Annotated in this window: 18 protein-coding genes and 2 pseudogenes; 9 read left to right on the top strand and 11 right to left on the bottom strand. The window is 74.0% G+C overall.

All coding sequences use genetic code 11. The features are described 5' to 3' along the window. A pseudogene (locus tag IG64_RS04705) lies at positions 1-519 on the bottom strand (maltotransferase domain-containing protein); the annotation flags it as partial. 63 nt (positions 520-582) lie between these two features. Then, positions 583-891 carry a DUF5133 domain-containing protein gene (locus IG64_RS04710; RefSeq protein WP_037852285.1) on the bottom strand — a complete coding sequence of 103 codons (309 nt, stop codon included), beginning with the start codon at positions 889-891 and terminating at the stop codon, positions 583-585. 339 nt (positions 892-1,230) lie between these two features. On the opposite strand from IG64_RS04710, the gene IG64_RS04715 reads away from it, so the two are divergent. After that, complete coding sequence (locus tag IG64_RS04715) at positions 1,231-1,743, top strand: hypothetical protein (protein ID WP_037852288.1); 513 nt, start codon at positions 1,231-1,233, stop codon at positions 1,741-1,743. Positions 1,744-1,775: 32 nt separating this feature from the next. Beyond that, entirely contained in the window at positions 1,776-3,893 is a 2,118-nt protein-coding gene (glgX, locus tag IG64_RS04720) for a glycogen debranching protein GlgX (RefSeq protein WP_234438388.1), read from the top strand. A gap of 66 nt (positions 3,894-3,959) precedes the next feature. On the opposite strand, the gene IG64_RS04725 is transcribed toward glgX, so the two are convergent. Further along, on the bottom strand, positions 3,960-4,763 hold the full coding sequence (locus IG64_RS04725) for a VOC family protein (RefSeq protein WP_037852293.1): 804 nt from the start codon (positions 4,761-4,763) through the stop codon (positions 3,960-3,962). A gap of 129 nt (positions 4,764-4,892) precedes the next feature. Beyond that, positions 4,893-5,684 carry an RNA polymerase sigma factor SigF gene (locus tag IG64_RS04730; protein ID WP_037852295.1) on the bottom strand — a complete coding sequence of 264 codons (792 nt, stop codon included), beginning with the start codon at positions 5,682-5,684 and terminating at the stop codon, positions 4,893-4,895. Positions 5,685-6,070: 386 nt separating this feature from the next. Between IG64_RS04730 and IG64_RS04735 the strand changes: the two genes are divergently transcribed. The 4 genes and pseudogenes from IG64_RS04735 to IG64_RS04750 all read left to right on the top strand — a co-directional run bounded on the left by IG64_RS04735 (position 6,071) and on the right by IG64_RS04750 (position 9,321). After that, positions 6,071-6,598 carry a MarR family winged helix-turn-helix transcriptional regulator gene (locus tag IG64_RS04735; protein ID WP_078883790.1) on the top strand — a complete coding sequence of 176 codons (528 nt, stop codon included), beginning with the start codon at positions 6,071-6,073 and terminating at the stop codon, positions 6,596-6,598. A gap of 335 nt (positions 6,599-6,933) precedes the next feature. Further along, positions 6,934-7,767: pseudogene (locus IG64_RS04740) on the top strand (ABC transporter ATP-binding protein); the annotation flags it as partial. After that, positions 7,727-8,587, top strand: a complete 861-nt coding sequence (locus IG64_RS04745) for an ABC transporter permease (protein WP_037852297.1) — start codon at positions 7,727-7,729, stop codon at positions 8,585-8,587. The pseudogene IG64_RS04740 and the gene IG64_RS04745, both read left to right, overlap by 41 nt. A gap of 203 nt (positions 8,588-8,790) precedes the next feature. Continuing rightward, positions 8,791-9,321 carry a hypothetical protein gene (locus IG64_RS04750; protein ID WP_037852557.1) on the top strand — a complete coding sequence of 177 codons (531 nt, stop codon included), beginning with the start codon at positions 8,791-8,793 and terminating at the stop codon, positions 9,319-9,321. Positions 9,322-9,402: 81 nt separating this feature from the next. Here IG64_RS04750 and hemC read toward each other — a convergent pair whose 3' ends face one another. Next, positions 9,403-10,338, bottom strand: coding sequence for a hydroxymethylbilane synthase (gene hemC, locus IG64_RS04755; RefSeq protein ID WP_037852300.1), 936 nt, complete (start codon positions 10,336-10,338; stop codon positions 9,403-9,405). Positions 10,339-10,393: 55 nt separating this feature from the next. Further along, positions 10,394-11,377, bottom strand: coding sequence for an ATP-dependent DNA ligase (locus IG64_RS04760; protein ID WP_037852559.1), 984 nt, complete (start codon positions 11,375-11,377; stop codon positions 10,394-10,396). 211 nt (positions 11,378-11,588) lie between these two features. Here IG64_RS04760 and IG64_RS04765 point away from each other — a divergent pair, with 211 nt between their 5' ends. Together IG64_RS04765 and IG64_RS04770 are read left to right on the top strand one after the other, a co-directional pair. Continuing rightward, a complete protein-coding gene (locus IG64_RS04765) occupies positions 11,589-11,969 on the top strand; it encodes a membrane protein (protein WP_037852301.1) in 381 nt (126 codons plus the stop codon). Next, positions 11,966-12,439, top strand: a complete 474-nt coding sequence (locus tag IG64_RS04770) for a peroxiredoxin (protein ID WP_051812355.1) — start codon at positions 11,966-11,968, stop codon at positions 12,437-12,439. Before IG64_RS04765 ends, IG64_RS04770 begins: the two co-directional genes overlap by 4 nt. A gap of 57 nt (positions 12,440-12,496) precedes the next feature. Here the strand turns inward: IG64_RS04770 and IG64_RS04775 are convergent, their stop codons facing one another. Next, on the bottom strand, positions 12,497-13,114 hold the full coding sequence (locus IG64_RS04775) for a DNA polymerase ligase N-terminal domain-containing protein (RefSeq protein WP_037852564.1): 618 nt from the start codon (positions 13,112-13,114) through the stop codon (positions 12,497-12,499). A gap of 223 nt (positions 13,115-13,337) precedes the next feature. On the opposite strand from IG64_RS04775, the gene IG64_RS04780 reads away from it, so the two are divergent. Then, on the top strand, positions 13,338-14,447 hold the full coding sequence (locus IG64_RS04780) for a LacI family DNA-binding transcriptional regulator (protein WP_037852304.1): 1,110 nt from the start codon (positions 13,338-13,340) through the stop codon (positions 14,445-14,447). Here the strand turns inward: IG64_RS04780 and IG64_RS04785 are convergent. From IG64_RS04785 to IG64_RS04800, 4 genes are read right to left on the bottom strand one after another with little or no spacing between them, the layout of a single operon-like run. After that, positions 14,410-15,825: a glycoside hydrolase family 32 protein gene (locus IG64_RS04785; protein WP_037852306.1), complete on the bottom strand. Its 1,416-nt coding sequence runs from the start codon at positions 15,823-15,825 to the stop codon at positions 14,410-14,412. The two genes, IG64_RS04780 and IG64_RS04785, sit on opposite strands and share 38 nt — an antisense overlap. Beyond that, on the bottom strand, positions 15,822-16,676 hold the full coding sequence (locus IG64_RS04790) for a carbohydrate ABC transporter permease (RefSeq protein WP_037852567.1): 855 nt from the start codon (positions 16,674-16,676) through the stop codon (positions 15,822-15,824). Before IG64_RS04790 ends, IG64_RS04785 begins: the two co-directional genes overlap by 4 nt. A gap of 14 nt (positions 16,677-16,690) precedes the next feature. Continuing rightward, the gene (locus tag IG64_RS04795) at positions 16,691-17,653 is read right to left on the bottom strand and encodes a carbohydrate ABC transporter permease (RefSeq protein WP_037852309.1); all 963 of its coding nucleotides are present in this window, start codon (positions 17,651-17,653) and stop codon (positions 16,691-16,693) included. Then, entirely contained in the window at positions 17,650-19,059 is a 1,410-nt protein-coding gene (locus IG64_RS04800; protein WP_037852311.1) for an extracellular solute-binding protein, read from the bottom strand. The genes IG64_RS04795 and IG64_RS04800 overlap by 4 nt, the downstream gene beginning before the upstream one ends. Between the last annotated feature and the right edge of the window lie 131 nt (positions 19,060-19,190).

Consider the following 19,190-nt stretch of genomic DNA (forward strand, 5'->3'; position numbering starts at 1 on the left):
GCGTTCGACCTGGAGGGGCAGCGGGTCGCAGGCGGTGACCAGCTCGCGCAGCGGGTGGCGGGCCAGGACCGCGTCCACCTCCGGCGTCAGCGCCGCCGCAAGCCGGGTCATCACCGGCAGCGAGTCGTCGTTCATCACCCGCACGGCCGCGAGCACGGTCTCCCGCTGCGGTCCCTCGGGCACCCCGGCCGCCGCCCGGCTGAGCAGCTCGGCGCCCTCCGCCAGCACCAGCCCGGCGTCGATGCCGGCCGGGACCTTGATGTGTGCGACGTGCCGCCAGGTGGCGACAGGGTCGCTCCACGCCTCCACGTGGTAGGTCCAGCGTCCGGTCGCGTCCGGTGTGACCTCCGCGCCCCAGCGGTCGGTGCCCGGCGCCAGCTCCCGCATCGGCGTCCACGGGCCCGGACGGCCCCCGGGATCGCGCAGGACCACGTTCGCCGCGACGGCGTGACTCGGGGTCGAACTCATGGGTGTCACCTCCACCGTGCTTGAGGCCGGGCTGACGCCCGGCCGGGAACCAGGTACTTCTCGGTCTGTCGCGGTGCGGTGGTCCCCCGCGGGGCGGGGGGACGGTGTGTGGCCCTACGCGCCGGCGGGGGAGCGCCGGTCCTTCGCCGGCCGGCGCCGGGTCCGTCCCGGGACCACGCCGACGTGCGGCCGGGCGGTGCCCTGTTCCCGCAGGTAGGTGACGAGGTTGGTGCGCAGGTAGCGCTCGGCCGCGTCCGCCGCCTCCCGCGCGCAGCGCTTGCCCATCAGCACGCACAGCGTGTAGCCCGAGTCCTCGAAGGTGGCCCGCACCCGGCGGTCGTCGGGAGACGCGAGCATCGCGCGTTCCCACACCCGGTAGTGCCGCAGATGCCGGGCTACTTCGGCTTTGGCAGGTAGCAGCATGGCGCCGTTCACCTTTCGGGAGCGCTCGATGGGCACGTTTCCCCGACGGTCGGGGCGGTGACCGCGCACGCGAGGCACGCGTCCCGTTCACGGCGCTCGAGACTTTCACTCATGGTGCACGTTCAACGACACAGCGTCCTGTTGGATCTTCAACCAGCTCACCCGCCCGGCGGACACCGGCCCGGTACCCCGTCCCACCCGCTCGTGTTGCACGAATGGCGTAGCGCCCGCACTGTGGATCTGACTCAGAGGCAACACATGCTCACGCTTCGTGCTCGGGGAACCGGCCCGCAAGGGCGGGGATGGAGCGCGGGCCTCGCCGGTGAGGAGCCAACGACGATGAAGACCGCAGTGCCCTGCTACTACCACCTCGACGTGGAAGTCAGCCCGGAACGGGTCGGACAGGTCAGGCGCATCCTGGCCGCTCACCTCCGGTTCTGGGACCTGGAGGACCTGGTCGACCCCGTGTGCGGGGGTGCCGAGATGCTGCTGAAAGCCATCGACGAGCACGCACGGGACAAGCACACGTCCATCGAGATGTGGTGGACCGGCCAGCACCTCATCACCGCGGTCGGGGAGAACAACCACGACCTGCGCCCGGACCAGGACCTGCGCACCTGCCTGGCCCGGATCGCGGCCACCAGCGACGGATGGGGCTGCTGCGCCTCCGAGACCGGCAGCAAGATCATCTGGTTCTCGCAGCGGGCCCGTGCCGGGGTGCGCGTCCCGCTGGTCCCGAAGGCTCCCGCCCCGACCCTGCGCGAGGGCCTCAAGCCGCCCCGCGCGCTGCCGGTCGCCGCGCTCGCCTCGCCGCTCAGCCGCCCCGAGGGCGTCCTGGAGGCGGCCCGGTGACCCGGCGGACGAACCGTGGAAAAGGGGTGCCCGTGCCCGTGTGGAGCGGGTACCCCTACCCGCTGGGCGCCGCCTACGACGGGGAGGGCACCAACTTCGCCCTGTTCAGCGAGGTCGCCGACCACGTCGAGCTCGTCCTCGTGGACGACGCGGGCACCCACCGCCGGGTGCCGCTGACCGAGGCCGACGGCTTCGTGTGGCACGGCTACCTGCCCGGCGTGGGGCCGGGCCAGCGCTACGGCTACCGGGTGCACGGTCCCTGGCACCCGGCGGCCGGCCACCGCTGCAACCCCGCGAAACTGCTCCTGGACCCCTACGCCAGGGCGGTGGACGGGCGGATGGACGACCACCCCTCGCTCTACGAACGCGCCCCGCACGGCCCCGACCCCTCCGACAGCGCCGGGCACACCATGCTCGGCGTGGTCACCGACCCGGCCTTCGACTGGGGCGAGGACCGTCCGCCCCGGCGCGCCTACTCCGACACGGTGATCTACGAGGCCCACGTGCGCGGCCTGACCCGCACCCACCCGGACGTCCCCCCGGAACTGCGCGGCACCTACGCCGGTCTCGCGCACCCCGCGGTCGTCGAGCACCTGACCTCGCTGGGGGTCACGGCCGTCGAGCTGATGCCGGTGCACCAGTTCGTGCACGACGGCGTGCTCCAGGGCCGCGGCCTGTCCAACTACTGGGGCTACAACACGATCGGCTTCTTCGCGCCGCACAACGACTACGCCGCCCACGGCACCCGAGGCGAGCAGGTCGCCGAGTTCAAGTCGATGGTCAAGGCGCTGCACGCGGCCGGCCTCGAAGTGATCCTCGACGTGGTCTACAACCACACCGCCGAGGGCAACGAGAAGGGCCCGACGCTGTCCTTCCGCGGCATCGACAACGCCTCGTACTACCGCCTCGTCGACGGCGACTGGGCGCACTACTACGACACCACCGGCACCGGCAACAGCCTGCTGATGCGCCATCCCTACGTACTCCAGCTGATCATGGACTCGCTGCGGTACTGGGTCACGGAGATGCACGTCGACGGCTTCCGCTTCGACCTCGCGGCCACCCTGGCACGGCAGTTCCACGAGGTGGACCGGCTCTCCGCGTTCTTCGACCTGATCCAGCAGGACCCGGTGATCAGCCGCGTCAAGCTGATCGCGGAGCCCTGGGACGTCGGCGAGGGCGGCTACCAGGTGGGCAACTTCCCGCCGCTGTGGTCGGAGTGGAACGGCCTGTACCGGGACGCCGTACGGGACTTCTGGCGCGGCGAGGAGCACACGCTCGGCGACTTCGCGTCCCGGCTGACCGGTTCCTCCGACCTCTACGCGCACAACCGGCGCCGCCCCCGCGCGAGCGTCAACTTCGTGACCGCGCACGACGGTTTCACGCTGCGCGACCTGGTGTCGTACAACGACAAGCACAACGACGCCAACGGCGAGGGCAACCGGGACGGCGAGAACACCAACCGGTCCTGGAACTGCGGGGCTGAGGGCGGCACCGACGACCGGGCCGTCCTGGAGCTGCGGGCGCGCCAGCAGCGCAACTTCATCGCCACCCTGCTGCTCTCCCAGGGCATCCCCATGCTGTGCCACGGCGACGAACTGGGCCGCACCCAGGGCGGCAACAACAACGCCTACTGCCAGGACAACGAGGTCTCCTGGATCGACTGGCGGCTGACCCGCGAGCAGCGCGAACTGGCGGACTTCACGCGGTACGTCATCGGTCTGCGCACCGCCCATCCGGTGCTGCGCCGCCGCCGCTTCTTCCAGGGCGAGACGGCCACCCGCGACGACCAGCCGCTGCCCGACCTGGTGTGGATGCTGCCGGACGGCCGGGAGATGGCGGAGGAGGACTGGCGGCGCTCCGACGCCCACTCCGTCATGGTCTTCCTCAACGGCGACGCCATCGCCGAACCCGACCCGCAGGGCCGGCCCGTGGTCGACGACTCGTTCCTGCTGCTGCTCAACGGCTACTGGGAACCGGTCGACTTCCGCCTGCCCGGCCCCGCCTACGGGGAGCGCTGGACCACGCTCGTCGACACCGCCGAGCCGCAGGGGCCGCCGGACGAGGCCGAGCACAAGTTCTCGGGCGACCTGCGCGTGGAGCCCCGCAGCCTGGTCCTGCTCTCGCGGCCCCCGAGAACGGCCCGCTGACACGCGCACCGCGGCCCCGCCCCTGCTCCACCGCAGGGGCGGGGCCGCGGTGCGCGACCGGTGCGGTCAGGCCTCCCTGCGCGAGGTCACCGTGAACTGCGCGCCGTCCGGATCACGCAGGACGGCCTCCTCGCTGCCCTCGCGCAGCACGCTGCCGCCGTGGCTCTCGGCCGCGCGGGCGCAGGCGGCGACGTCGGCCACCCGGAAGTGGATCTGCCAGTGCGGCCGGATGGTCGGGTCGGGCGCCGCCTCCAGGGCCCCGGACTCGATGCGGGCGACGATCTCGCCGTGGCTGCGCAGGACCACCTCGTTCCCCTCGTAGCGGACCTCGCAGCAGCCGGGCCGCTCCGACGCCCAGTCCAGGACCTCGCCGTAGAAGATCGCGGCGTCGAACGCGTCGCGCGTGTGCAGCCGGATGAAGGCGGGCGCGGCCTTGCGCCAGGTCTCCCAGTCGGTGAACAGCTCACCTTCCCAGATCCCGAAGGTCGCGCCGTCCCGGTCGGCGAGCAGCGCCGCCCGGCCGGGCGGCAGGGAGATCGGGCCGACCGCCGACGTGCCGCCGCGCTCCTGCACCCGGGAGACGGCCCGGTCGGCGCTCGGAACGGCGAAGTACGGCGTCCAGGCCACCGCCATCTGCCACATGGACGCCACCGCCGCGATCCCCGCGACCGGCGCACCGTCGGCGAGCGCGATGCGGAAGCGGTCGCCGAGTCTGGCCGAGCGCCACTCCCAGCCGAGCACGGCCCGGTAGAAGTCCTCCGTGGCCTCCAGATCGCGGCTGGTCAGGCTGACCCAGCACGGCGCGCCGCACACCGTGTGCGTGGAGAGGGGGCCGGTCGTGGGGCGGGCGGCTGTCGTGTCGTGGTTCATGGCACGTCCTGGTCTCGTCGACCGGTGGCCACCGGTCTGTCACCAGTGTCCGACCGGAACCCGCAAGGGCGCCTGCCGAGTACCCCCCGCGTACCGCCGAAACGGCACCGGGGGGCCTCGGCGCGCAGGTCAGCCGGTCTCGGCCAGCAGTTCCTCACGCAACTGGGCGAAGCAGCCGCTCAGCAGCCGCGAGACGTGCATCTGCGAGATGCCGAGCTGCTGCGCGATCCGGCTCTGCGTCATGCCCCCGAAGAAGCGCAGGTAGAGGATCATGCGCTCGCGCTCGGGCAGCGCCTCCAGACAGGGCCGCACCGCCACCCGGTCCACCACGAGGTCGTAGCGCGGGTCGGACTCGCCGAGGCCGTCGCCGAGCGCGTAACCGTCCGTGCCCGGGACCTCCGCCTCCAGCGACAGCGCGGCGAAGCAGTCCAGGGCCTCCATCCCGGTGCGCACGTCACTCGCGCTCAGGTGCGTGTACGCGGCGATCTCCGCCACGGTCGGGGCCCGGCCCGGCGTCGTCTGCGCCAGCTCCTTCGCCGCCCGCCGCACCCGGTTGCGCAGGTCCTGGACCCGGCGCGGCACGTGCAGCGTCCACATGTGGTCGCGGAAGTGCCGCTTGATCTCGCCGGTGACCGTCGGGACGGCGTACGCCTCGAACGCGTAGCCGCGCGCCGGATCGTAGTGGTCGACCGCCTTGACCAGGCCGAGCGCCGCCACCTGGTACAGGTCCTCCAGGGCCTCGCCGCGGCCGCGGAAGCGGACCGCGATCCGCTCGGCCATGGGCAGCCACACCTGGACCAGCTCGTCCCGCAGCGCCTTGCGCTCGGGCCCGTCGGGCAGCCCCGCCAGCCGTTCGAAGGCGGCTGCGGTGTCGGGGGCGTCGTCGTGCGGGTGGGTCTTGGTTCTGCCGGTGGTACGCATGCGCTGCGCCTCCCTCAGCAGGTGCTGGATGGACGGACACCACGGGAGGCGCGGGGCAGTCCTGCACGGAATGCGTCGGGGCCCGGCGCGCCGGCTCCCACGGGCGTGCCTCCGGTCCGAAGCACTGAAATGCGGATTCCCGGAGCCGGTCGTTCCGAAACAATTCTCCGAATGCGGTGACGGTATGCGACCGCGCGATTCTAATTCGTCGCCGCCCGGTCGGGAATTCTGTCGCGGAAAGTCAGAGACGGGTGAAAGCAAAGGCCGCTGAAATCTACGGCGGAAAATGATGTGCATTCAACCAAGGCTTGGGGCTGGTGCTCGCCGCGCTCGGTTTGACCCGCTTTTGGGGATGCTTACCTCTGCTACAGAGGTAACGTCGGACCATGGAACCGGAATCCGGCCCCGCCCCCGTGGCCGCACCCGTGTCCGATCCCGGGCCCGTGCCCGTCCCCGGGCCCGCACCGGACGCCTCCGCCGAAGAGCTGGCCGACGCCCTCGTGGCGGTGCAGCGGCTGATCCGGCGCAGGCTGCGGGCCGGGCTGACCGTGGCCCGGCTGCGCGGCGCCGAGGTCGAACTGCTGCGCCTGGTCGAGTCCCGGCCCGGCATCGGCGTCTCGGAGGCGGCCGAGGAACTGCACCTGGCGGGCAACTCCGTCTCGACGCTGGTCAACCGGCTGGTCGGGGACGGGCAACTGGTGCGGGAGACGGACCCCGCCGACCGCCGGGCCGCCCGCCTGCTGCTGACGGAGGCGGCCGGGGCGCGGCTGCGGAACTGGCGCGCGCGCCGCGCCGCCCTGGTCCGCGCCCAGGTCGACCGGCTGGCCCCGGCCGACCGCGACGCGCTGCGCGCGGCGGTCCCGGCCCTGCGCAGGCTGGCCGGGAACCTGCGCGAGGAGGCCGACCGCCCATGACGAACGACATCCCCGGCGAGCCGGCCGGCGACGCCCGCGACACCGCCGACGCAGAGGCCGGCGACACCCGCGACACCCGCGACACCCGCGGCGCCCGCGACACCCCCGACGAACCGGTCCACGACGCCCGCGACACCGCCGACGCACCGGCCCCCGGGATCAGGGACACGTCTGGCGAACCCGAACCGGCCTGCGAGGCCGAGGCCCGCTCGGCCCGAGAGGCCACGGCGCGGGCGGTCCGCGAGACCACCGCCCGGACAGTACCCGGGGCCGCCGCCGCAGCGCCCCGCGAGGCTGCCGGCGGACCGGTCCGCGACGAGAGGGCCCGGACCGTCCCCGACGCCGTCACCTGTGCCGGGCTCGTCTACGCCTTCGGCGGGACGCGCGCCGTGGACGGGCTGGACCTGACCGTGCGCCCGGGGGAGGTGTTCGGGCTGCTCGGGCCCAACGGGGCCGGCAAGACCACCGCGATCCGCTGCATCACCACCCTCCTGCCGGTCCCCGCCGGCATGGTCCGTGTCTTCGGCCACGATCCGGCGGGCGACCGGATGGCCGTACGCCGTCTGCTGGGCTACGTCCCCCAGCAGCTGTCCGCCGACGCCGCCCTCACCGGCCGGGAGAACGTCACCCTCTTCGCCCGCGTCTTCGACGTCCGGCGCCGCGAACGCGCCGCCCGGGTCGCCCAGGCGCTCGCCGCCGTCGGTCTCGCGGAGGCCGCCGACCGGCTGGCGAAGACGTACTCGGGCGGCATGGTCCGCCGCCTCGAACTGGCCCAGGCCCTGGTCAGCGCGCCCCGTCTGCTGATCCTCGACGAGCCGACCATCGGTCTGGACCCCATCGCCCGCACCGGTGTGTGGGAGCACATCGACGCCGTGCGCGCCGCCACCGGCATGACGGTCCTGGTCACCACGCACTACATGGACGAGGCCGACCAGTACTGCGACCGGGTCGCCCTGCTGCACCGCGGCCGCGTCCGGGCGCTCGGCACCCCCGCCGAGCTGCGGCAGGGTCTCGGCGAGCGGCGCCGCGCCCGGGGCGGCCCGGCCGCCGGCGCGCCGCCCACGCTGGAGGACGTCTTCCGCGACGTGGCCGGCAGCGGCCTGGACGACACCACAGGAGATTTCCGCGATGTCCGAAGCACCCGCCGCACCGCCCACCGGGTCGGCTGACCCCGCCCGCGCGGACGGCATCGGCCTGCTGGTGCGGCCCCCGCGGGCCCGCGCGGGCCGGCTGCTGCTGCCCGCCCGCGTCGCCGCCATGTGCGCCGTGGAACTGCAAAAGCTCCGGCACGACCGCACCGAGCTGTACACCCGTGCCGTCCAGCCCGCCCTGTGGCTGCTCATCTTCGGCCAGACCTTCTCCCGCATCCACGCGATCCCGACCGGCGGCCTGCCCTACCTGGACTTCATGGCGCCCGGCATCATCGCCCAGTCCGCCATGTTCATCGCCATCTTCTACGGCATCCAGATCATCTGGGAGCGTGACGCGGGTGTCCTCGACAAGCTCCTGGTCACGCCCACGCCGCGCGCGGCGCTGGTCACCGGCAAGGCGTTCGCGGCCGGGGTGAAGTCGCTGATCCAGGCCCTCGTGGTCGTCGTCATCGCCGCGCTGCTCGGGGTGGCGATGACCTGGAACCCGCTCCGGCTGCTCGGCGTCGCCGCGGCCGTGCTCCTCGGCTCGGCGTTCTTCTCCTGCCTGTCGATGACCATCGCCGGCATCGTGCTCAGCCGCGACCGGCTGATGGGCATCGGACAGGCCATCACCATGCCGCTGTTCTTCGGTTCCAACGCCCTGTACCCGGTGGCCGTCATGCCCGGCTGGCTGCAGGCCGTCAGCAAGGCCAACCCGCTCAGCTACCAGGTCGACGCCCTGCGCGGCCTGCTGCTCGGCACCCCCGCGCACCTCGCGCCCGACTTCGCCGTGCTCGTCGGGGCCGCCGCGGCCGGCGTCGCCGCGGCCTCCGCGCTCCTCGGCCGGCTGGCCCGGTGACGGCCGCCTGGCAGGCCGCCGCCGAAGTGATCTGCGGCACGCTCGCCCCGGCCCCTCCGGCCGTCCGTCCGGCGATTTCTCCAGCGCACGGCTTGATCACCGATCAATGCGAGGGAATTCCCTGTCCACGGCGCATTCCGTGCATTTGACAGTGCACTCGGCCCACAGATAGGAAGCAGCTCTTGGAAGTCGAGAGGTGCACCGTGTACGAGCCGAACGTGGTCGGGGACTGGCAGGAGTACGAGGAGCATGCCGGCCTGCGCGTCCGCGTCCACCGACTGGAGCAGGCCGAGCCGCCCCGCGGACGTGACGACGCCGCCGACGGGCTGACGTACTTCCGCATCCGGGTCACCGTCGAGAACCGCGGTACCGAGCACTTCGGCGTCCACCTGGAGGACGGCCAGATCGACGTGCGGATCGGGCCCGACGGGGAGGGCGCGTTCGTCGACTGGCGCAACTCGCAGTTCATCGAGGGCTATGACGTACACCCGCTGCGCCGTGCCACCGCCGTGCTCTACGCGGCCGGCCCGGAGGAGTTCCTGACCCAGGTCGACGTCCAGGTCCAGCTGCGCGTCGACGACGAGTGGACCGACCGCCGTCTGTGGAGCGGCGGCATCGGCGTGCACGAGGGGCCCGTCGGCGCGGGCGCGTGCTGTCCGGGCGGGCAGGGCGGCCTGGCCCACCAGATCAGCGTGTTCCTGCGCGACCAGGCGGAGCCGGGCGCCACCGGCTGACCCGGCCGCCCGGCCCGCTCCCGCCCCGGCAGTCCGGTCCTGGGTCCTGCTCCGCCCGCTCCGTGCGCCGTTGCCGTGACGTCAGTGCGGAATGCCGTCGATGATCTCGCGGGCGCCCTGACGCAGCAGGGCCACGGCGACCGACGTGCCCAGCGTCGCGGCGTCCAGCCGGCCGGCCCACTCGTGGGCGTTCAGCCGGGTCTTGCCGTCCGGGGTGAACACACACGCCCGCAGGGACAGTTCGCCGCTCCGGTCGACCTGCGCGTACCCGGCGATCGGGCTGTTGCAGTGGCCCTGCAGCACGTGCAGGAACATCCGTTCGGCGCTCGCCGCGCGATGCGTGTCGCCGTCACCGAGCCCGCTGACGGCCTCGATCAGCGCGTCGTCGTCCTCGCGGCACTGCAGGGCGAGGATGCCCGCGCCGATCGGCGGCATCATCGCCTCCGCGGACAGCACCTCGGTGACCACGTCCTGCCGTCCGATGCGCTCCAGACCGGACGCGGCCAGCAGCAGCGCGTCCGCCTCACCGGCCGCCAGCTTCTCCAGCCGCCGGTTGGCGTTGCCGCGGAAGGGCACGCACGTGAGGTGCGGGTGGGACGCGGCCAGCTGGGCGATCCGGCGCACCGCCGACGTACCGATCCTGGTGCCGGGCGGCAGCTCGTCGAGGGTGAGCCCGCCGGGGTGGACGAGGGCGTCACGGACGTCGTCCCGCTTCAGGAACGCGGCGAACGTGGTGCCCGCCGGCAGCGGCCGGTCCGCGGGCACGTCCTTCAGGCAGTGCACCGCGAGATCCGCCTCACCCGCGAGCAGGGCGGCGTCGACCTCCTTGGTGAACGCCCCCTTGCCCTCGACCTTCGCCAGGTCGCCCAGCCACTTGTCGCCGGTGGTCTTCACCGGCACCACCTCGGTGCGCACACCGGGGTGCAGGACGGCCAACTCGGCGCGGACGCGCTCCACCTGAGCGAGCGCCATGGGCGAGTCGCGGGAGACGATACGGATCAGTTCGGGCACGGACATGCGGGACACGATAGACCTTCGCCGCGCCCTGTGAGCCCCGGGCCCGGCCGCTCCCTCACGGCCGCGTGTCGTCCGGCAGGTCCGCCGCCGCGTCCTCGGGGGCGAGGTCGGGGCGCAGCCGCAGCCACGACGGCTGGCGCAGCATGCCCGCCCGGGTGCGGACGCTGTAGCGCACCTCGCCGACCAGACGGGGCAGCACCCAGTGCGCCCCCGGTGCGGCCGGTACGGGGGCGAACGGGCACACGGGGGTGGCCAGCGCGGCCAGCAGCCCGGCCAGCTCCGTCCGCTCGGCCTCGCTCCAGCCGGTGCCCACACTCCCCACGTAGCGCAGTCTCCCGCCGCCGCGCTGGCCCACCAGCACCGCGCCCGGCAGACCGGTGAGCCGCCCCTTGCCGGGCAGCCAGCCGCCCACCAGCACGTCCTCGCTGCGCATGTTGCGGATCTTGATCCAGGCGCGGGAGCGCACCCCCGGCTCGTAGACCGAGTCCAGCCGTTTGCACACCAGCCCCTCCAGCCCGTGCTCCCGGGTCGCGGCCAGGGCGCGGGCGCCGTGACCGACCACGGCGGTGGGCGTGGACCAGTACGGCCCGTGCAGAGCGAGCGCCTCCAGCCGCTCGCGGCGCCGGACGTAGGGCAGCGCGAGCAAGGGGTCACCGCCCAGGTGCAGGACGTCGAACAGCACGAGGTGGACGGGGACCCGCGCCGCCCGGCGCGCCGCGAGAGCGGGCGCGTGGGCCAGTCCCATCCGGCCCTGGAGCAACTGGAAGCTCGCCCGGCCCTCCTCGTCCAGTGCCAGCACCTCCCCGTCCAGCACCGCGGGCGTGGCTCCGAGCGCCCTGCCGAGCGGCGCCAGTTCGGGATAGGCGGCCGTGATGTCCTGCCCGGACCGGGCCCGCAGCAGCACCGAACCGTCGCCCGGCAGGTAGACCACCGCCCGCTGACCGTCCTGTTTCGTCTCGTACGCCCAGCGGGCGTCCTGCGCGGCGGCCGGCAGGGGGCCGGGCGTGGCGAGCATGGGCGCGATCAGTGGCAGGGTCACGGCTGAGGTGTCGACGCGCGGGCCGCCCGCCACGCGCCCCGCGGTCCGCTTTCCCCTGATCGGGCGCGGCCCCCGGCCGGCCGGGCCGCCCCGCCGTACCTACTGTCCAGTAGGATCGCGCCCCGGATCCGCCCGGGATCCGCCCCCGATCTGCCGTGGCCCGACGCGGACCTGCCGCGGGGCGGCGGCAGGTCTCCTGGAAGGAGGAACCGTGTCCCGGTCCCCACGCTCGCCCCTGCTGCTCGCCGGCCTGCTGGCCACCGCGGGTGCCGCCCACTTCGCCTCCCCCCGGCAGTTCGACGCGATCGTCCCGCGCGCCCTGCCGGGCAGCCCCCGCGCCTGGACCTACGCCGGCGGCGCCGCCGAACTCGCGCTCGCCGCCGCCCTGGCCGCGCCCCGCACCCGCAAGGGCGCCGCGCTGGCCACGGCCGCCTTCTTCGTCGGGGTCTTCCCCGCCAACGTGAAGATGGCCGCGGACTGGCGCCACCGGCCCGCCCGGCAGCAGGCCGCCGCCTTCGCACGGCTGCCGCTCCAGGTGCCGCTCGTGCTGTGGGCCCGGGGCGTCGCCCGGGGCGCGGAGCGCGCCGCGTGAGCGGGCGCGGCGCGGTGCGCGAGGGCGACACCGTCGAGGACTTCGCGCTGCCGGACGAGACGGGCACCACGAGGACCCTGACCGCGCTGCTGGCCGAGGGTCCTGTCGTGCTGTTCTTCTACCCGGCCGCCCTCACCCCCGGCTGCACCGCCGAGGCCTGTCACTTCCGGGACCTCGCCGCCGAGTTCGCCGCGCTCGGCGCGCGGCCCGTCGGCATCAGCGGTGACACGGTGGACCGCCAGCGGGAGTTCACCGGGCGGCACGGCCTCGGCATGCCCCTGCTGTCCGACCCGGAGGGCGCCGTCCGCGAACGGTTCGGCGTGCGCCGCGGGCTGACGCTCGCTCCGACCCGACGCGCGACCTTCGTCATCGCCCAGGACCGCACCGTCCTCGCGGTCGTCCGCAGCGAACTGCGCATGAACACCCACGCCGACCGCGCCCTGGCCGTGCTGCGCGCCCACCGCGCCTGAGCGCGGCGGCCCCGCGGCGGGCACGGCTGCCGGGGAGGGTGCCGCGGCCGGGGCCGCTCACTCCTCCCCGCCCTCGGCGGCGACCTGCGCCAGCGTACGGCCGGTGCGCACCGAGCGGGCCCGCCGCGGATCGGGGGTGCCGTGCCCGCCCCCGGCCCGGCCCTCGGCCTTCTTCACCAGCAGCCAGGCCTCCTCCCCGCCCTCGTCCCGGCCGTCCCGGAAACGGGTGAGGGCGTACTCGCCGCGCAGCTTGGAGCCGTGCAGCCGGAAGGTGGCGTGCCCGCGCTCCAGCGACTGGGCGAAGTCCACGGGGCGCCCCCTGCGGTCGTGGCTCAGCGGCTCGTACGTGCCCCGGTCCCAGACGACCACGGTGCCGCCGCCGTACTCGCCCTTCGGGATCACGCCCTCGAAGTCCTCGTACTCCAGCGGATGGTCCTCGGTGGGCACCGCGAGCCGCTTGTCGTGCGGGTCGCCGGAGGGGCCCTTGGGCACCGACCAGGATCTCAGCACGTCCCCCACCTGGAGCCGGAAGTCGAAGTGCATCCGGCGGGCGTCGTGGATCTGCACCACGAACCGGGGACCGGGTCCCTCACCGGTCCGCCGGCCCGACGGCTCCCGGGTCCGCCCGAAGTCCCGCTTGCCCCGGTACTCACGCAGCCGCTCGTCCCTGACCACCTCGGCCTCCTCACGTTCGCGCCACCCGGCCACACCGGGTACCCCCCTGGCCGGAAGGGACCCGTGCGCCTGCGTGACCGCGTCGGAACCTTCCCGCCGGTGCCCGGGGCCGCGGCCCGGTGCGTCCGGCGGCTCACGGCGGGCGGGCCGACCGCCGGGTGGCGCCGCGGCCGTCGCCGATAGGGTGAGCGGTGATCGACGGGACGGGCGGGAATCGGGGACGATGACGGCGGACGGCAGCGGCGGCGGCGCCGAGGACAGGAACGGCGGCAGGGAGGGCGCGCGGCCCGCCTCCCGCGACGTCACGCGGCCCACCTCCCGCGACGTCGCACGGCTCGCCGGTGTCTCGCACACCGCGGTGTCCTTCGTGTTCAACGGCCGGGCCGAGGGCAACCTCTCGCCCGCCACCCAGGAACGCATCCGGCAGGCCGCCGCCCAGCTCGGCTACCGCCCCGACCCGGTCGCGCGCGGCCTGCGCAGCCGCCGTACGGCGGTGCTCGGCCTGGTCACCGACGAGATCGCGTCCTCGCCGTTCGCGGGAAGGCTGCTGCGCGGGGCCATGGAGGCGGCCTGGAGCAGCGACCACCTCATCCTCACCGTCGACACCGGCGGCGACCGGGCCAAGGAGGACGCGGCCGTCGCCGAGCTCCTCGACCGGAGGGTCGACGGGATCATCTACGCGGCCATGTCACTGCGCCGGGTCCGGGTCCCCGAGGGGCTGCACCGGACCCACTCCGTGCTCGCCAACTGCCTTCCCGAGGACGGCTCGCTGCCCGCCGTGGTCCCCGCCGAGCGGGCCGGGGGCGGCGGTGCCGCCCGGCTGCTGCTCGACCACGGGCACCGCCGGCTCGCCGTGATCGGCGGCCTCGACGACATCGCGTCGCGCGAGCGGCTGCGCGGCTTCCGCGACGCGCTGCGCGCCGAGGGCGTCACCGTCCCGCCCGAGTGGGTGGTGCGCACCGGGGGCGAGATCTCCAGCGGGTACGAGGGCGCGGTCAGGCTCCTGGAGGGCGCCCCCGCCGGGCAGCGGCCCACGGGGGTCTTCTGCTACAACGACCGGGTCGCGGCGGGCGTCCTGCACGCCGCGGCCCGGCTCGGCATCGAGGTGCCCGCGGGCCTGTCCGTGGTCGGCTACGACGACCAGGAGCACATGGCCGCCTTCCTCACCCCGGCGCTCACCTCCGTGGCGCTGCCCCACCGGGCGATGGGCGAGACGGCCGCGCGGCTGCTCCTGGAGGCCCTCGCCACCGGCCGCACCCCGCCGGCCACCACCCGTCGGCTGGCCTGCCCGGTGGTCAGCCGCGCGTCGGTGGGACCAGCGCCCATCCGGTGACCTCCGCGGCGGGGGCGTCGACCGTGAGTTCCGGGACGTCGCCGGGCCGCCGGTAGACGCGCTCGGTGAGCGTCGCCCGGCCGGCGGCGAAGAGTTCCACGAGCGAACCGTCGACGAGGACCCGCACCGTCAGCCGCGGCCCGCCCGGCACCCGCACCGTGCGGGGCCCGGAGCCCTCGCGGCCCGCACGGGGGCGCTCGCCGCCGTCCAGGGTGACCGTGCCCGCGGCCGGGTCCAGCCGCACCGACAGGTCCGCGCGCCCGTCCGGGGACCGCAGCAGGGTCGCCGTCGTGCGCCCGCGGGCGGTGACCGTGAGGTCGTAGGCGTCCGGGAGCCGGACCCGGCGGCCCGGGCGCGTGACGAACGGTTCCGGTGCGCGCAGCAGGTCGAGTTCCGGGGCGGGGAGCACCCGCAGGGAGCCGTCCGGGCGGGTGCCCACGACCCGGGGGGCGGTGAGGACCCCGGCCCACCCCGCCCGTTCCACCTCCGCGGGCGCGCGCGCCTCCCACGACCAGCCCCACATCAGGGTCCGGTCCTCCTCCTGGAGGACCGCGGGCGCGTAGAAGTCGCGTCCGTGGTCGAGCCGGCCCCCGCCTCGCGCCGCGAACCGCAGCCCGCCCCGGCCGTCGGGGACCAGGTCGCCGGTCAGATGGCCGGTGGCGCACGGATCGCCGTCCCACAGCGACACGGCCAGCACCCAGGTGTCCTGCGCCGTCCGGAACAGCTGCGGGCACTCCCAGCCCACCGCCCCGTCGCCGAACACGGCGGCGGCGACCGGGTCGGATCCGTCGAGCAGGACTCCGGCGAACCGCCAGTCGGTCAGGTCCTCGCAGTCGTACAGCAGCACGGACGGCGTGCCGTCGGCGTGCCCGGCGCCGACGAGCGCCCAGCGCCGCCCGCCGTGCCGCAGGACGAACGGGTCGCGGAACATGACCACGTCCAGGCCGGCGGGCGGTGCGGACACCACGGGTCCGGGCAGCGGCCGCCACTCGGTGAGCCGGTCGTCGTCGGGGTCGGCGGCCCTGGCCAGGCAGATGGCGCCCACTCCGGCGTGCCGCTGGTCGATGCCGGTGTAGACGGCGGTGGGCGTGCCGGCGTCGTCGACCACGCACCCCGACCAGCAGCCCGCCTCGTCGGGGCCGCCGGGGACGGGGGTGAGGGCGAGCGGGTGGTGTTCCCAGTGGGCGAGGTCGGGGCTGGAGGCGTGGCCCCAGTGGATGTCGGCGTGCACCGGCGCGCCCGGGTTGTGCTGGTAGAAGAGGTGGTAGCGGCCCCGCCAGCGGAAGGGCCCGTTGGGGTCGTTCATCCAGTGGGCGGGCGGGCGGACCCGGAAGCGCGGTGCGTCGGGGCCGGTGGCGGACCGGGGGGCGGGGCTCAACGGTTGACTCCTGCGGAGGTGATGCCCTCACGCAGAGGGCGCTGGCCGACGACGAACACGGCGACGGCGGGGAGCATGGACAGCACGACACCGGCGAGGACCACCGAGACGGAGCCGGTGCCGAGGTTGCCCTGGAGGGAGACCAGCCCCAGCGGCAGGGTGTAGTTCTGGGCGGAGGTCTCCAGGATGAGCGGGCGGAAGAACTCGTTCCAGTGGTAGTTGAAGGCGAGCACGCCGACGATCGCGAGGCCGGGCGCGGCCAGCGGGGCGTAGACGGAGCAGAAGATCCGCCAGGGCCCGGCGCCGTCCAGCATGGCCGCTTCGCCCAGGTCCCGGGGCATGCCGAGGAAGTACTGCCGCATCAGGAAGGTGCCGAACGCGGTCGGGAAGGCCGGGACGATCAGGCCGAGCAGGGTGTCGGTCAGGCCCATCGACTTCAGCACCAGGAACACCGGCACGATCGTGACCTGCAACGGCACCATCATGGTCGCCAGGACCAGCCCGAACAGCGGCTTCTTGAACCGGAACTCCAGGCGGGCGAAGGCGTATCCGGCGAGCCCCGCCGTGATCATCTGGCCCACCGCGATCAGCGCCGTGACCAGCGTGGAGTTCAGGGCGAGCAGCCACACGTCGAGCTGCTCGAAGACCCCGCGGTAGGCGGCGGCGCTCGGGTGGGCGGGGATGATGCGCGGGGGCAGGTCGAAGGACTGGGCGGGGGTGCGCAGCGAGGTGGAGACGGTCCACAGGACCGGCCCGAGGGTCAGCAGGGCGCACAGGGTCAGCCCGGCGATCCGCGCCCACGGCGCGAGGAGGTGCCGGGCGCGGCTGAGGGAGGGGGACGCTTGGCTCATGGCGGTCACCGGGCTCACTGGTAGTGGACGAAGCGCCGGCTGAGCCGGAACTGGAGGGCGGTGACCGCCATGACCAGGACGAACAGCAGCACGCCCACCGCGGACGCCTCACCGAAACGGAGCTGCTCGAAGGCCTTCTCGTAGATGACCATGACGACCGTCCGGGTGGCGTCGCCTGGGCCCCCCTCGGTCAGGACGTACGGCTGCTCGAAGACCTGGAGGGCGTTGATGATGCCGACCACGGACGCGACGAGCAGCGTGGGCGACAGCAGCGGCAGCGTGACGGCGAGGTGCTTGCGCAGCCCCCGGGCGCCGTCCAGGGAGGCTGCCTCGTGGATTTCCTTCGGGATGTTGTTCAGCCCGCCGACGAAGAGCAGGAAGGAGAAGCCGAACTGCTGCCAGACGTAGACCAGGACGACCGTGGCCAGCGCCGCGTGCTCCGACGTCAGCCACGGTACCGGGGCGATGCCGGCCAGCCCGAGCAGCCAGTTGACGACACCGAAGTCCTGGTTGAAGAGGTACTTCATCACCACGGAGATCGAGGCGGCGGACAGCACCAGCGGGAAGAAGAACGCCGAACGGAACACCGACCGCAGCCAGGCGGGCATCCGCCCGTCCACGGTGAGGGCGAGCGCGAGGGCGACGGTCAGCTGCAGGGCGACCGCGAGCACCATGAAGACGAGCGTGTTGCGGAAGGAGACCAGGACGGTCGTGTCCCCGAGGGCCTCGCGGTAGTTGGCGCCGCCCGCGAAGCCGGGGGAGTCGATCACGTTCCAGTGGAAGAGGCTGAGCACCACCGAACCGGCGATCGGCACCACGGTGAAGACGACGATGCCGAGGACCGTCGGTGCCAGGAACAGCGCGGCCAGCAGCCGCGTGCCCCGCTCGCGCGTGGCGGGCCGGGCGGCGGCCCGGGCGGCGGGGGCGGCCGGTGCGGCCGCTCGCGTCCGCCGGGACGGGAGCCGGGTGTTCGTCATGCGTCACGCTCCATGGCCTTCTCCAGGTCGTCCTGCATCCGGCGCAGCGCGGGGCCCACCGCGCGCGGCGCGGCGAGGGCCGTTCCGGTGTGTTTGAGCAGGACCTGCGTCACCTCCGCGACCTGGGGCGGCGCCGGGACGGGGCCGGTGTCGGGGAACTTGTCGAGGGTGTCGTAGAAGATCCGCCAGTGCGCCGGGCCGGTCACGGCGTACCGGGCGGAGGTCAGCATCGAACGGCGGGCCGGGGTGGTCTGGTTGGCCCGGAACAGCCGGGTGAGGGTGTCCCGGCGGACGGCGTACTTGATGAACTCCCAGGCCGCGTCCTGCTTCTTGGAGGTGCGCAGCAGCGCGTAGCCGGCGGCGCCGAACTGGTGGCGCCTGCTGAGCCGGCGAGGGAAGTAGCGCACGTCGTAGGCGTCGGGCCTCATGCCCGCCAGGTGCAGCCCGCCCGCCCAGAAGCCGCCCGCCGGGGTGACGCCGACCCGGCCGGTGGAGAACACCCCGACGAGGTTGCTGCCGTTGCCTCCCTCCGGACGGGTGCACAGGCCCTCCGCGACGAGGGAGGCGAGATAGTCGTACGCCTCCTCGACCGGGGCGTCCGTGGCCTGCGGAGTGGTCCACCGGAAGCCGCCGCCCCGGCCGGCGCGCTCGGCGGCGGGGTAGAAGGTGTTCCACAGCCAGTCGCCGCCGGGTGCCCGGGACTCGGCGAGGAGGTTGGTCCCGTTCGCGAACAGCCAGGGCACGACGCCGCCCCACAGGCGGTTGGTCCAGAAGTACGGGGTGAAGTGGGCGCCGCCGGAGCGCTTCATGCGGCGCAGCAGCGCGGTGAAGTCGTCCCGGGTCCAGTCGGCGGGCGGCAGTTCGGCGCCCGCCCGCCGCAGCACCTGCCGGTTGAGGTACATGTCGGCCGCGTTGAACTCGACCGGAAGCTGGTACAGGCTCCCTTCGTACATCATCGACTCCACCAGCGAGGGGTGGACGTCGGCGAAGTACTCGCGCAGTTCCGCCGCGTCGCGGCGCACCCAGCCGTCCAGCGGGACGCCGAGCCGCTTCGCGAACAACTGGACGCCCTCGGTGGCGACGTAGACGAGGTCGGGGGCGGTGCCCGCGGCGATCTGGGTGAGGACCTTGGCGAAGAAGTCCGGCCAGTCGACGGCCTGGACGGCGTCGATCCGCACGTCGATGCCGGGGTGCAGGGCACGGAAGCCGTCGCGGAGGGCGCGCACGGCGGCCGGGTCGAAGGCGGAGCCGAGGGTGGCGACGACGAGGGAGCCGTCGTCGCGGCCCGGGATGTCGGCTCCGGTGAGGCGGTCCCAGCTCGCGGCGGTGCCGGCCAGGGCGGCTGCCCCCGTGCCGTAGGCGCCGTACCTGAGCAGCGCCCGGCGGGAGGGTAGGACGTCGGTCATCGTGGACCTAACTCGTGTTAGCAGGCAGGTGACGCCCCGATGATGAAAACCGTGCGACTCCCCTGTCAAGGGGCGCGAACGCTTGACCTTTAACGAGTTAGGTCTACAGTCCTGGACCCATGAGCCGCCGC

The sequence above is a fragment of the Streptomyces sp. NRRL S-340 genome (assembly GCF_000720185.1).
In the GTDB taxonomy this organism is placed as follows: Bacteria; Actinomycetota; Actinomycetes; order Streptomycetales; family Streptomycetaceae; genus Streptomyces.